13 protein-coding genes are annotated in these 13507 nt (G+C 67.0%); 12 read left to right on the forward strand and 1 reads right to left on the reverse strand.

What is annotated here, in order from left to right; translation table 11 throughout:
* Positions 1 to 5 precede the first annotated feature (5 nt).
* From BKK81_RS07100 to cysM, 6 genes are all read left to right on the forward strand, one after another.
* Entirely contained in the window at positions 6 to 1391 is a 1386-nt protein-coding gene (locus BKK81_RS07100) for a UDP-glucose dehydrogenase family protein (RefSeq protein WP_071011649.1), read from the forward strand.
* A 71-nt stretch (positions 1392 to 1462) separates the two neighbouring features.
* A complete protein-coding gene (gene rfaE1 / locus BKK81_RS07105) occupies positions 1463 to 2410 on the forward strand; it encodes a D-glycero-beta-D-manno-heptose-7-phosphate kinase (protein ID WP_071011651.1) in 948 nt (315 codons plus the stop codon).
* Between the two features lie 83 nt (positions 2411 to 2493).
* Positions 2494 to 3486 (forward strand): ADP-glyceromanno-heptose 6-epimerase, encoded by a 993-nt coding sequence (rfaD, locus tag BKK81_RS07110; protein ID WP_071011652.1) that lies wholly within the window; start codon positions 2494 to 2496, stop codon positions 3484 to 3486.
* A 164-nt stretch (positions 3487 to 3650) separates the two neighbouring features.
* Positions 3651 to 3995, forward strand: coding sequence for a ComEA family DNA-binding protein (locus BKK81_RS07115; RefSeq protein ID WP_071011654.1), 345 nt, complete (start codon positions 3651 to 3653; stop codon positions 3993 to 3995).
* Between the two features lie 385 nt (positions 3996 to 4380).
* A complete protein-coding gene (locus BKK81_RS07120; protein WP_071011655.1) occupies positions 4381 to 5685 on the forward strand; it encodes a solute carrier family 23 protein in 1305 nt (434 codons plus the stop codon).
* A gap of 85 nt (positions 5686 to 5770) precedes the next feature.
* A complete protein-coding gene (gene cysM / locus BKK81_RS07125) occupies positions 5771 to 6673 on the forward strand; it encodes a cysteine synthase CysM (RefSeq protein WP_071011657.1) in 903 nt (300 codons plus the stop codon).
* A 124-nt stretch (positions 6674 to 6797) separates the two neighbouring features.
* Here the strand turns inward: cysM and mltB are convergent, their stop codons facing one another.
* Positions 6798 to 7904 (reverse strand): lytic murein transglycosylase B, encoded by a 1107-nt coding sequence (gene mltB, locus BKK81_RS07130; RefSeq protein WP_071011658.1) that lies wholly within the window; start codon positions 7902 to 7904, stop codon positions 6798 to 6800.
* Between the two features lie 135 nt (positions 7905 to 8039).
* Here mltB and BKK81_RS07135 point away from each other — a divergent pair, with 135 nt between their 5' ends.
* From BKK81_RS07135 to BKK81_RS07160, 6 genes are all read left to right on the forward strand, one after another.
* Positions 8040 to 8963: a histone deacetylase family protein gene (locus BKK81_RS07135; RefSeq protein WP_071011660.1), complete on the forward strand. Its 924-nt coding sequence runs from the start codon at positions 8040 to 8042 to the stop codon at positions 8961 to 8963.
* Between the two features lie 36 nt (positions 8964 to 8999).
* A complete protein-coding gene (locus BKK81_RS07140; protein ID WP_071011661.1) occupies positions 9000 to 9800 on the forward strand; it encodes an enoyl-CoA hydratase in 801 nt (266 codons plus the stop codon).
* Positions 9801 to 10000: 200 nt separating this feature from the next.
* A complete protein-coding gene (locus BKK81_RS07145) occupies positions 10001 to 11035 on the forward strand; it encodes a methionine ABC transporter ATP-binding protein (protein ID WP_071011663.1) in 1035 nt (344 codons plus the stop codon).
* A complete protein-coding gene (locus BKK81_RS07150) occupies positions 11025 to 11678 on the forward strand; it encodes a methionine ABC transporter permease (RefSeq protein WP_071011665.1) in 654 nt (217 codons plus the stop codon). The genes BKK81_RS07145 and BKK81_RS07150 overlap by 11 nt, the downstream gene beginning before the upstream one ends.
* A 66-nt stretch (positions 11679 to 11744) precedes the next feature.
* On the forward strand, positions 11745 to 12551 hold the full coding sequence (locus tag BKK81_RS07155) for a MetQ/NlpA family ABC transporter substrate-binding protein (RefSeq protein ID WP_071011666.1): 807 nt from the start codon (positions 11745 to 11747) through the stop codon (positions 12549 to 12551).
* 203 nt (positions 12552 to 12754) lie between these two features.
* Positions 12755 to 13504, forward strand: coding sequence for an electron transfer flavoprotein subunit beta/FixA family protein (locus BKK81_RS07160; RefSeq protein ID WP_071011668.1), 750 nt, complete (start codon positions 12755 to 12757; stop codon positions 13502 to 13504).
* The last annotated feature ends 3 nt before the right edge of the window (positions 13505 to 13507 follow it).

Below are 13507 nucleotides of genomic sequence, written 5' to 3' on the forward strand. Positions count from 1 at the left end.
GAACAATGAAAGTCACCATCATCGGCAGCGGCTACGTCGGCCTCGTGACCGGTGCCTGCCTGGCCGAGCTGGGCAACGATGTCTTCTGCCTGGACGTCGACGAACGGAAGATCGCCTTGCTCAACGCGGGCGGCGTGCCTATCTACGAACCTGGCCTGAAGGAACTGATCGAGCGCAACCGTGCCGCCGGCCGGCTGACCTTCTCGACCGATATCGCCGCCAGCGTCGAGCATGCCGACGTGCAGTTCATCGCGGTCGGTACGCCGCCCGACGAGGATGGCTCCGCCGACCTGCAGTATGTGCTGGCCGCCGCGCGCAATATCGGCCGCTACATGACCGGCTTCAAGGTGGTGGTGGACAAGTCCACCGTGCCGGTCGGCACCGGCGACCGCGTCGCCGCGGTGATCCGCCAGGAGTTGGCCGCACGCAACCTGGAAGACCTGCAGTTCTCCGTGGTGTCGAATCCGGAGTTCCTCAAGGAAGGGGCGGCGGTCGAGGATTTCATGCGCCCCGACCGCATCGTGCTGGGCTGCGACGACGACGTCGCCGGCCGCCACGCCAAGGCCATCATGCGGCAGTTGTACGCACCCTTCAACCGCAACCACGAGCGCACCTTCTACATGGACGTGCGTTCGGCCGAGTTCACCAAGTACGCGGCCAACTCCATGCTGGCCACGCGGATCTCGTTCATGAACGAGCTGGCCAACCTGGCCGACGAAGTGGGGGCGGATATCGAACTGGTGCGGCTGGGTATCGGCTCGGACCCCCGCATCGGCTACAGCTTCCTCTATGCCGGTGCCGGCTACGGCGGCTCATGTTTTCCCAAGGACGTGCAGGCGCTGATGCGCACGGCTGCCGCCTACGGCAAGCCGCTGCGCGTGCTGGAGGCGGTCGAGGCTGTCAACGACGCGCAGAAGGCGATCCTGGGGCGGAAGGTGGTGCGCCGCTTCGGCGAAGACCTGGCGGGGCGCACCTTCGCCCTGTGGGGGCTGGCCTTCAAGCCCAATACCGACGATATGCGCGAAGCCCCTTCGCGCGTGCTGGTGCGCGAGCTGGTCTCGCGTGGTGCGGCGTTGCGTGTGCACGATCCGGTGGCGATGGAGGAGGCCCGCCGCGTGATGGCGATGGACCTTGCCGACATCGATGGCGGCATGGCGCGCGTGCACTTCTGCGAGCAGCAGATGCCGGCGCTGGAAGGGGCTGACGCGCTGATCATCATGACCGAATGGAAGGTGTTCCGCAGTCCTGACTTCGCGCAGATCCGCGCGCGCCTGAAGGCGCCGGTGATCTTCGATGGCCGTAACCTGTACGAGCCGGAGGCCATGCAGGAGGCGGGCATCGAATACCACGCGATCGGACGGCCCTCGACGGCCGCGGCCGCAGAGCAATAGCCCACGAGGCAAACGGGTATGCAAGCCAGCCGCCCCGCTGACGGGCCGGGCGGCGTTGCCAAGGGAAGCCGATGAACAAGACCGTGATTCCGCAGGAGCAGATCCGCCAGGCCCGCATTCTGGTGGTCGGCGACATGATGCTCGACCGCTACTGGTTCGGCGATGTCGAGCGCATTTCACCGGAGGCGCCGGTGCCGGTGGTGCAGATCAAGCGCAGCGACGAGCGCCTGGGCGGCGCCGCCAACGTGGCGCGCAACGCTGCTGCGCTGGGCGCGCGCGTGGGCATGCTGGGCGTGATCGGCGACGACGAGCCGGGCCGCATGCTGGAGACCTTGCTGGAGGCCAGCGAGGTCAAGCCGTACCTGCACCGCGATGCGAACGTCAATACCACTATCAAGCTGCGCGTGGTGGCGCAGCAGCAGCAACTGCTGCGCGTGGACTTCGAGAAGCCGCCGACGCACGAAGTGCTGCGCTCGGTGCAGGACCGCTTCCAGTCGCTGCTGGCCGAGCACGAGGTACTGGTGCTGTCCGATTACGGCAAGGGCGGCCTGGCGCACGTCGGCCGCATGGTGGAGGCCGGTCGGGCCGCCGGCCGCGCGGTGCTGGTCGACCCGAAGGGCGACGACTACTCACGCTACCGCGGCGCCACGCTGATCACGCCCAACCGCGCCGAGATGCGCCATGTGGTGGGCGCGTGGAAGACCGAGGCCGACCTGACCGTGCGCGCGCAGAACCTGCGCCGCGACCTGCAGCTCGAGGCGCTGCTGCTGACGCGCTCGGAGGAGGGCATGACGCTCTATACCGAGACCGAGGTGCTGCACGTGTCGGCGCAGGCGCGTGAAGTCTATGACGTATCCGGTGCCGGCGATACGGTGATCGCCACGCTGGCGGCCATGCTCGGCGCCGGCGTGCCTCTCAAGGAAGCGGTGCAACTGGCTAACCGGGCCGGCGGCATCGTGGTGGGCAAGCTGGGCACGGCCGTGGTCAGCTACGCCGAACTGTTCGGCGCGGCGGGCTGAGGGCGCAACGTGCCCGCACAGCACCCGTCGGACCTGTTGGACTAGTTGGACTAGTTGGACTAGTTGGATTCGTTGGAACGACCATGACCATCATCGTGACCGGCGCTGCCGGCTTTGTCGGCAGCAACCTCGTCAAGGGCCTGAACGAGCGGGGCGAGGACAACATCATCGCCGTGGATAACCTGACGCGGGCGGACAAGTTCCACAACCTCGTCGACTGCGAGATCCGCGACTACCTCGACAAGGAAGACTTTCTCGCCCGCCTGGCGCGCGGCGAGTTCGGCAAGATCCGCGCGATCTTCCACGAGGGCGCCTGCTCCGACACCATGGAGACCGACGGGCGCTACATGATGGAGAACAATTTCCGCTACACCCAGACGCTGCTGCGGCATTGCCTGGACCTCGGCGCACAGTTCCTCTATGCCTCGTCGGCCGCCACCTATGGTGCCTCGCAGACCTTCCGCGAGGAGCGGGCCTACGAGAAGCCGCTGAACGTTTACGGCTATTCGAAGTTCCTGTTCGACCAGGTGGTGCGCCGCACGCTGCCGGGTGCGCTGTCGCAGATCGTCGGTTTCCGCTATTTCAATGTCTATGGTCCTCGCGAGGACCACAAGGGCCGCATGGCCTCGGTGGCCTTCCACAACTTCAACCAGTTCCGCAGCGAAGGCATCGTCAAGCTGTTCGGCGAATACGGCGGCTATGCCCCCGGCGGCCACAGCCGCGATTTCATTTCGGTCGAGGATGTGGTCAAGGTCAACCTGTTCTTCCTCGAGCATCCGGACAAGTCCGGCATCTTCAACCTCGGCACCGGCCGCGCCCAGCCCTTCAACGATATCGCCACCACGGTGGTCAACACGCTGCGTGAGGCCGAGGGCAAGCCGGCGCTGAGCCTGGCGGAAATGACGCAGGAAGGGCTGCTCGAGTACATCAAGTTCCCTGACGCGCTGCGCGGCAAGTACCAGTGCTTCACCCAGTCGGACATGTCGCGCCTGCGCGCAGCCGGCTATGACCAGCCCTTCCTGACGGTGCAGGAAGGCGTGGCGCGCTATTGCCGCTGGCTGCTGCAGCGCGGCTGATCCGGCCGGGTCGTTCCGGGGCCCGCCCCCGCGACGGACACATCCCGGTGCGGATGGTGTCAACTTGTGTGGCCGATCGACGCACAGCCGCCCGCTGCCTCTTATCCTGCGCTGGACCCGCCTCTTGCGGCGAGGTCCTGAGCAACCGGATAGGAGAGTCATCCATGAGCAAACGAGCCTTGCTGGCCGTGTTGGGCGCACTGGCCTTTTCCCTGGGCAGCGCCGCCCACGCGGTCGACGTCAACAACGCCGACGAAGCGGCGCTGCGCACCATCAAGGGTATCGGGCCGGCCACGGCGGGCACCATCATCGAGGAACGCAGTCGGAACGGGCCCTACAAGGATGCCGACGACTTCGCCCAGCGCGTCAAGGGCGTGGGACCGAAGTCGGTGGTGCGGCTGCAGGAGCAGGGCCTGAGTTTCGGCTCGCGCCCGGCTCCGGCGGCGAAGAAGGACGCCAGGCCGGACCCGAAGGCCGGTGCCAAGGCGGTGGCCAAGCCCGCACGCTGAGCGCGGCCGCGCCCTGGCGGCACCGTTTCGCGGCGCCGTCTCATGCAAGCCCCGGCATGTCCGGGGCTTTTGCTTTGGCGCCGCCGGGCGCTGGCCGCGTCCGGTCGTTCCGGGCAACTGGCATGACTCGTGCTCCGACGCAAGCTCGGGCGTTCCGCCGGACCGCTGGCGCGGAGTATCATGCGGACGCCGCCGGGGCTTCGCCATGGCGGAGCGGGTAGAGGCGGCGGAGCTGGCCACCGCCGATAGAGACAGTGAAGAGCGGTCCGGGCGCCAGCCGCCAGGTGGAAGGCGTACTCGCAACGATGCATTCATAAGAGCGGCACCGGCAGCACCGGTAGCACTGACAGCACTGACAAGAGAAGCAGATCGGGAGAAAAAACAGATGCAGAACGAAGAGATCGGCGGCACGGGCTTCTTGCCGAAATGGAAGCTGAAGACCGAGGGCGTGATCGCCCCGGACGAGCGCCTGCCAGCGGGGCAGACGCTGCTGGCGGGGATCCAGCACGTGGTGGCCATGTTCGGCTCGACCGCGATCGCGCCCATCCTGATGGGCTTCCCGCCGAATATCGCCATCCTGTTCTCCGGTATCGGCACCCTGATCTTCTTCCTGTGCGTGCGCGGCCGCGTGCCCAGCTACCTGGGTTCGAGCTTTGCCTTCATCGCCGTGGTGATCGCTGCCACCGGCTATGGCGGCAGCGGCCCCAACGCCAATATTCCGCTGGCGCTCGGCGGCATCATCGCCGCCGGTGCCTTGTACACGGTGATCGGCCTGGTGGTGCAGGCGATCGGCTATCAGTGGGTGGAGCGCCTGATGCCGCCGGTGGTGACCGGCGCCATCGTCGCGGCCATCGGCCTGAACCTGGCGCCGGTGGCGGTCAAGGCCGTCAGCGGCGGTTCGCTCGACACCTGGGTCGGCCTGCTGACCGTGTTCGCGGTCGGCCTGGTGGCAGTGCGCATGCCCGGTATGCTGGGCCGCCTGCCGGTACTGCTGGGCGGCTTGGCAGGCTACCTGCTGTACTGGCTTGCCACCAATGTGATGGGGCTGGGCAAGCCGATCGACTTCTCCGGCGTGGCGAGCGCGGCCTGGTTCGGCCTGCCGGTGTTCACCGCGCCGGTGTTCGACGCCAATGCGATGTTGCTGATCGCCCCGGTGGCCATCGTGCTGGTGGCCGAGAACCTCGGCCACATCAAGGCCATCGGCGTGATGACCGGCCGCAACCTGGATCCCTATATCGGCCGCGCCTTCATCGGCGATGGCATCGCCACCATGATCTCGGCCAGCGGCGGCGGCACCGGCGTGACCACCTATGCGGAGAACATGGGCGTGATGGCGGTGACGCGCATCTACTCCACGCTGATCTTCGTGGTGGCGGCCGCGGTGGCTCTCGTGCTGGGCTTCTCGCCCAAGTTCGGCGCACTGATCCTGACCATTCCCGGACCGGTGATCGGTGGCCTGACCATCGTCGTGTTCGGCCTGATCTCGGCCACCGCCGGCCGTATCTGGGTGCAGAACCATGTGGACTTCTCCAGTTCCCGCAACCTGATCACGGTGGGCGCCACGCTGACCGTGGCCGCCGGCGACCTGACGTTGAAGCTGGGCGGCATGACCCTGGGCGGCATCGGCACCGCCACCTTCGGCGCGATCCTGCTCTACCACCTGCTCGGCAAGGGCCGCGAGCAGGGCTGAGCGCCGACCGTCCCTTGCCGGGGCGTCGCCGGCAAGGGACAGGCCGCTGCATTACAATGTCCGCCGACATTGATGATCCAGCACCATGGCCTACAAGACGATCGAAGACACCATCGGCAACACCCCGCTGGTGCAACTGCAGCGCATCCCCGGGGCGGGCAACGCCGAACGCGGCAATGTGATTCTCGGCAAGCTCGAGGGCAACAACCCGGCCGGCTCGGTCAAGGACCGGCCCGCCGTGTCGATGATCGCCCGCGCCGAGGCGCGCGGCCGCATCAAGCCGGGCGACACCCTGATCGAAGCCACCTCGGGCAATACCGGTATCGCGCTGGCCATGGCGGCGGCGATCCGCGGCTACAAGATGGTGCTGATCATGCCCGAGGACCTGAGCCTCGAGCGCCGCCAGAGCATGGCGGCCTACGGCGCCGAGATCCTGCTCACGCCCGTCAAGGGCGGCATGGAGTATGCGCGCGACCTGGCGGAGTCGATGCAGCGCGAGGGCAAGGGGGTGATCCTCGACCAGTTCGCCAATCCGGACAACCCATTGGCGCACTACGAGACCACGGGTCCCGAGATCTGGCGCGATACGGAAGGGCGCGTCACGCATTTCGTCTCCGCCATGGGGACCACCGGCACCATCACCGGCGTGTCGCGGTACCTGAAAGAGCAGAATCCCGCCATCCAGATCGTCGGAGCGCAGCCGGCCGAGGGGTCGCGCATTCCGGGCATACGTAAATGGCCGGAAGCCTACCTGCCCAAGATCTACGATCCGAAGTTCATCGACCGCACCGAGCCCGTCAGCCAGGCGGATGCCGAGCACATGGCGCGCCGCATGGCGAGCGAGGAGGGCATCTTCTGCGGCATCTCGGCGGCTGGCGCGCTGTGCGTTGCCCTGCGCGTTGCCGAGGAAGTCGAGAATGCCACCATCGTCTTCGTGGTGTGCGACCGCGGCGACCGCTACCTGTCGACAGGCGTGTTCCCCGCCTGAGGCTGGTCTTGCGCCGCTCGTTCTGCAGCCCCCTCCGGGTTGCGGGAGAGCAACCGTGTCAAGCCGCGCCGTGGGACCGGCGGCGTCGGCGCACCGCCGGGGCATTTTCCCGTTTCCTGCCGTCTCAGCCCATCGCCGCCTTGACGGCCTCTCCCAGCTCGTACACCGCGAGCGCATAGAAGAAGCTGCGGTTGTAGCGCGTCAGCACGTAGAAATTGCGCAGCCCGACGCGGTATTCGGTCGGCTGGTCCGGCGTGGGCAGGTCGGCGATCAGCACGCCGGTTTCGCCTTCGCTCGCCAGGTCGATGGGTTCGTCCACACGCAGCCCGGCCTTGAGCAACTGGTTCAGCGTGCGCGTGGGCCAGGGTTCGCCGTCGGCCGCGGCGGCGGCCACGCCCCGGCTGCCGTCGTCGCCGGCGATGCGCCACACCACCGGGCGGCCCGCTTCCCAGCCGTGCAGCTGGAGAAAGCGGCCGACGCTGCCGATGGCATCCGTGGGGCTGTTGCGCAGGTCGACGTGGCCGTCACCGTCGTAGTCGATGGCGTACTCGCGCAGGCTGGTCGGCATGAACTGCGGGATGCCGACGGCGCCGGCATAGGAGCCCAGCACGGAGAAGACGTCGGTGCCGGTGTCGCGGCACCACAGCAGGTAGTCGGACAGCTGGTTGCGGAACATCGCGCTGCGCGCGTCCCGGTTGGGCGTGGCGGGGTAGTCGAAGGCCAGCGTGGAGAGCGAGTCCATCACGCGGAAGGTGCCCATGTCGCGGCCGTAGATGGTCTCCACCCCGATGATGCCGACGATCACCGAGGCGGGCACGCCGAACTCGGCCTCGGCGCGGCGCAGCGTGGCGCGGTTCTGCTGCCAGAAGCGCACGCCGGCGTTGATGCGGATCGGTTCGATGAAGCGCGAGCGGTAGGCGCGCCAGCTCTTGCGTCCTGGCGTGGCCGGCGGCAGGATCAGGCGTGCCACGGTCGCCGAATACACGGTCTGGCCGAACCAGTCGGCGAGCTGTTCGCGCGCGAAGCCGTGGCGGGTCGCCATGTCGTCGATGAAGGCCTGCGTCTGCGCGTTGTCGCGGTAGCGTCCGGGTTCGATCTCCTCTTCGCGCAGGGCGACACGGCGCTTGCCGGCGGCCATCGACAGGGGGGAGAGGCCGCACAGGCCCAGGCCCGCGGCGGCGATCGCGGCGCCCAGCAGCGGGCGGCGCAGGGAACGCTGTGAATCGGTCATGTTGTCCTTTGCAAGTGCGCTTGAGTATAGCGGATGCGGCGTCCACGCCGCGCGCATTGGGCGGGACCGGCCTCCTGTGCTAACGTAGCGATTGGAGACAAATTTACCCCGCCACGGGCCTGACAAGAGCAGAGCATGCCGACCGGCTACTACACCCATCCGTCCTTCCTGTTGCACGAGATGGGGCATTTCCATCCCGAATGCCCGGAGCGGCTGCAGGCGATCGAAGACCACCTGATCTCGCACGGTCTCGACGGCCTGCTGGACCGGCGCGAAGCGCCGCCGGCCACCGCCGCGCATCTCGAGCGCGTCCATCGTCCCGACTATCTCGCCGCGCTGGCCGCGGCGAGCCCGGCCAGCGGCTACCACCCGATCGATCCCGATACGCTGATGAACCCCCGCACGCTGGAGGCGGCCGCGCACGCGGCCGGCGCCGCGGTGGCGGCGACCGATGCGGTGATCGCCGGCGAGCTGGAGAACGCCTTCTGCTGCGTGCGGCCGCCGGGCCACCATGCCGAGCCCGACCGCGCCATGGGCTTCTGCTTCTACAACAATGTGGCGATCGCTGCGCGGCACGCGCTGGAGGCGCACGGGCTGGAGCGGGTCGCCATCGTCGACTTCGACGTGCACCACGGCAACGGTACCGAGGCGGCCTTCCGCGGCGAGCGGCGCGTGCTGATGTGCAGCTTCTTCCAGCACCCGTTCTATCCCTACAGCGGCGCGGAAACGATCGCGCCGAACATGTCGAACATCCCGTTGCCGGCCTACTCGAACGGCATGGCGGTGCGCGAGGTGGCCGAGACGATCTGGCTGCCCCGGCTGGAGGAGTTCAAGCCGCAGATGCTGTTCATCTCGGCCGGCTTCGATGCCCATCGCGAGGATGATATGGGGCAGATGGGCCTGGTCGAGCAGGACTACGCCTGGATCACCGAGCGCCTGCTCGAAGTGGCGCGTCGCCACGCGCAGGGACGCATCGTCAGCTGCCTCGAGGGGGGCTACAACCTGAGTGCGCTGGCGCGCAGCGTGGCCGCGCACCTGAAAGTGCTGATGGAGGGCTGACGGCGCGCCCGCGCCGCCGGCACTGGAGACTGGATCATGGCTGAATCGGATAACAGGGCGGCCGCGCCCTTGCTGCAGGAATCACTCGACGCGCCTGGCGTGCTGCGCCTCACGCTCAACCGCCCGGACGCCTTCAACGCGCTGTCCGAAGGGCTGCTCGACGCGCTGTCGGCCGCGTTGGCGCGTATCGCTTCCGACCCGGCCGTGCGCGTGGTGGTGCTGGCCGGCGCGGGGCGCGCTTTCTGCGCCGGGCACGACCTGCGCGAGATGCGCGCGCAGCCTTCGCACGATTACTATCGCCGCCTGTTCGAACGCTGCACGCGCGTGATGATGGCGATCCAGAAGATGCCGCAGCCGGTCATTGCCCGCGTGCACGGCATCGCCACCGCGGCCGGCTGCCAGCTGGTGGCCATGTGCGATCTCGCGGTCGCGGCCGACGATGCGCGCTTCGCCGTCTCCGGCGTCAACCTGGGGCTGTTCTGCTCGACGCCGGGTGTGGCGCTGTCGCGCAACCTGGGCCGCAAGCAGGCCATGGAGATGCTGCTGACCGGTGACATGATCAGCGCCCAGGCGGCTCGCGAGCGCGGCCTGATCAACACCGCGGTGGCGCTGCAGGCGCTCGATGCGGAGGTGGCGCGGCTGGCCGCCAGCATCTGCGCGAAGCCGGCGGCGGCGGTCGCGGCAGGCAAGGGCCTGTTCTACCGCCAGCTCGAAATGGGTATCGAGGCCGCCTACCAGCTGGCCGGCCAGACCATGGCCTGCAATATGATGGATGAGTCGGCACTGGAGGGCGTGCAGGCCTTCCTCGACAAGCGTGCGCCCGCTTGGCGGGCATGATGTAACTTATACATAACTTCAAGGTGCTATTCCTGGCGGATTTCCCATCGCTTTATGCGCTATTGGTATAAGAGAATCGGAAAAAATTCGTTTCTGGTATGAGGCGGTTCGCATAGAATAGGCGCCTCGCAGAAAAATAATGTGCGGCAACAGCGCTGGAGACCTTCTCGCCTGTTGCCGTTTTCTTTTCGTCTTCTCTCATGATCGAACTGCAAGGTCTCTCGCAGCGCTTTCCCGGTGCGTCGGGCGAAGTGCATGCATTGCGGGACGTCAGCCTGTCCATCGCGGCAGGCGAGGTCTTTGGCATCATCGGCCGCAGCGGCGCCGGCAAGAGCACCCTGGTGCGCGCCATCAACCTGCTCAACCGTCCGACCAGCGGCCGCGTCATCGTGGCGGGCCAGGACCTGACCGCGCTCGACAAGGGCGCGCTGCGGCAGGCGCGCCGCGAGATCGGCATGATCTTCCAGCATTTCAACCTGCTGTCTTCGCGCACGGTCTACGACAACGTGGCCCTGCCGCTGGAACTGGCCGGCCAGAACAAGCAGCAGATCGCCGCCGCCGTGATGCCGCTGCTGGAGCTGGTGGGTCTCGACAAGCTGAAGGACCGCTACCCGGCGCAGATCAGCGGCGGCCAGAAGCAGCGCGTGGGCATCGCGCGGGCGCTGGCCAGCAAGCCCAAGGTATTGCTGTCGGACGAGGCCACCTCGGCGCTCGACCCGGAGACCACGCGCGCCATCCTGGAGCTGCTGCGCAAGATCAATAGCGAACTCGGCCTGACCATCGTGATGATCACGCACCAGATGGAGGTCATCAAGCAGGTATGCGACCGCGTCGCGGTGCTCGACGCCGGTCGCGTGGTGGAGCAGGGGCGCGTGATCGATGTCTTCCTGCGCCCGCAGCACGAAGTCACGCGTGCCATGATCGGCGACGTGATCGCGCAGGAACTGCCGGCCAGCGTGCTCAAGCGCGTGGAGAGCCGGCTCGGCAACGGCCGCGACCACGTCTACCGCCTGGCTTTCACCGGCGAAGGCGTGGACCAGCCGGTGCTGGCCCAGGCGATCCGCCGCCACGGGCTCGATTTCAACATCCTGCACGGCCACATCGACGAGATCCAGGGGCAGGCCTTCGGTTCGCTGGCCATCATGGCCACCGGCGAACTGGCCGACGTGAAGGCGGCGATGGCATACCTGCAGGAGCAGGGCGTGGTGGTAGAGGAGCTCGAGCATGTGGTCTGAGATGTTTGACCTGTTTCTGACCTCGTTCAACGAGACGCTGCTGATGGTCAGCATCTCGGGCGTGGTCGGTGCGCTGTTCGGCGTGCCGCTGGGCGTGCTGCTGCACCTGACCGACCGTGGCGGCGTGCTGTCGAATCCGCTGTTCAACCGCACCATCGGCGTGGTCGCCAACGCGGTGCGCTCGATTCCCTTCATCATCCTGCTGGTGGTGGTGATTCCGTTCACGCGCTTCATCGTCGGCTCGTCGATCGGTACCGCCGCGGCGGTCGTGCCGCTGACCATCGCGGCCATCCCGTTCATCGCGCGGCTGGTGGAGTCGGCGCTGCGCGAGGTCGACAAGGGGCTGGTCGAGGCAGCCCAGTCGATGGGTGCGACGACCTGGCAGATCGTCTGGAAGGTATTGCTGCCCGAGGCCATGCCAGGCATCGTCGCCGGCCTGACCATCACCTTCGTCAGCCTGGTCGGCTACTCGGCCATGGCCGGCGCGATCGGCGGCGGCGGCCTGGGCGACCTGGGCATCCGCTATGGCTACCAGCGCTACATCACCGAGGTGATGGTGGCGGTGGTGGTGATCCTGATCGTGTTCGTGCAGGCCGTGCAGAGCTTCGGCGACTGGCTGGTCCGCCGCATCAGCCACAAGTAGGCGGGGCCGGAGCGAATCGCGCCGCCGCCAGTCATCTCCAGCCATCACAGACAGGGAAGTCACAAGATGCAACGTCGTAACGTGCTGCAAACCATCCTGGGCGCTGCCGCCCTCGTGTTCGGCGTGGCCGCGGCCGGCCAGGCCGCGGCGCAGGACAAGCCGATCAAGATCGGGGTCACCGGCGGCCCGCACGCCCAGATCATGGAGCAGGTGAAGAAGGTCGCCGCGCGCGACGGCCTTAACATCCAGGTGGTCGAGTTCAGCGACTACATCCAGCCGAACGCCGCACTGGCCGCCGGCGACCTCGACGCCAACAGCTACCAGCACCTGCCCTACCTGGAAGCGCAGATGAAGGACCGCGGCTACAAGTTCGCCAACGCGGGCTTCACCGTGACCTTCCCGATGGGCATCTACTCGAAGAAGGTCAAGTCGCTCGACCAGCTCAAGGCCGGCGCGCGCCTGGGCGTGCCCAACGATCCCACCAACGGCGGCCGCGGCCTGCTGCTGCTGCAGAGCAAGGGCCTGCTCAAGCTGCGTGCGGATGCCGGCCTGAAGGCGACGCCGCTGGACATCACCGAGAACCCGAAGAAGCTGAAGATCGTGGAACTGGACGCCGCCCAGCTGCCGCGCTCGCTGGACGATCTCGACGCCGCCGCCATCAACGGCAACTACGCGGAATCGGCAGGCCTGTCGCCGACCAAGGACGCGATCGCCATGGAAGGACCGAAGGGGCCGTACGCCAACCTGATCGCCGTGCGCGAAGCCGACAAGAACAAGCCTTGGGTGGCCAAGCTGCTCAAGGCCTATCACTCGGCCGAGGTGAAGCAATACATCCAGGCGACCTACAAGGACTCGGTGATTACCGCGTGGTAAGTCGAAAAACAGAGGCGAATTCGCCGCCGCAGGGCATCCTGCGGCACAATTGACCTGGGTTTTCGAGCTTGCCGGGCTATGCCCGGCAATTCTTTACCGATAAAATAGTACGATCGTTCGAAAAACTAAGGCGCCGCCAGACCGGTGGTTATAATGGCGAGCGATGCAAATTTCTGACTATCAGTGATCAGTGGAGTGAGCGCATGAAAGTACTCGTCGCAGTCAAGCGCGTGGTGGACTACAACGTCAAGGTCCGGGTGAAGTCGGACGGCACGGGCGTGGATCTGGCCAACGTCAAGATGAGCATGAACCCCTTTGACGAAATCGCCGTGGAAGAAGCGGTGCGTCTGAAGGAAGCCGGCGTGGCCACCGAGGTGATCGCCGTGTCCTGCGGCGTGGCCCAGTGCCAGGAAACGCTGCGCACCGCGATGGCCATCGGTGCCGACCGCGGCATTCTGGTGGAGTCGAGCGAAGACCTGCAGCCGCTGGCCGTGGCCAAGCTGCTGAAGGCCCTGATCGACAAGGAGCAGCCGCAACTGGTGATCCTGGGCAAGCAGGCCATCGACGACGATTCCAACCAGACCGGCCAGATGGTGGCCGCGCTGGCCGGCCTGCCGCAGGCGACTTTCGCCTCCAAGGTGGTCGTGGCCGACGGCAAGGCTTCGGTGACCCGTGAAGTCGACGGCGGCCTGGAAACGCTGTCGCTGTCGCTGCCGGCGGTGGTGACCACCGACCTGCGCTTGAACGAGCCGCGCTACGTCACGCTGCCGAACATCATGAAGGCCAAGAAGAAGCCGCTGGACACCGTCAAGCCGGAAGACCTCGGTGTCGACGTCAAGCCGCGCCTGACCACGCTGAAGGTCGTCGAGCCGGCCAAGCGCAGCGCGGGCGTGATGGTGCCGGACGTCGCCACGCTGGTGCAAAAGCTGAAGAACGAAGCCAAGGTCATCTGAGCG

Source organism: Cupriavidus sp. USMAHM13 (assembly GCF_001854285.1).
Classification (GTDB): Bacteria; Pseudomonadota; Gammaproteobacteria; order Burkholderiales; family Burkholderiaceae; genus Cupriavidus; species Cupriavidus malaysiensis.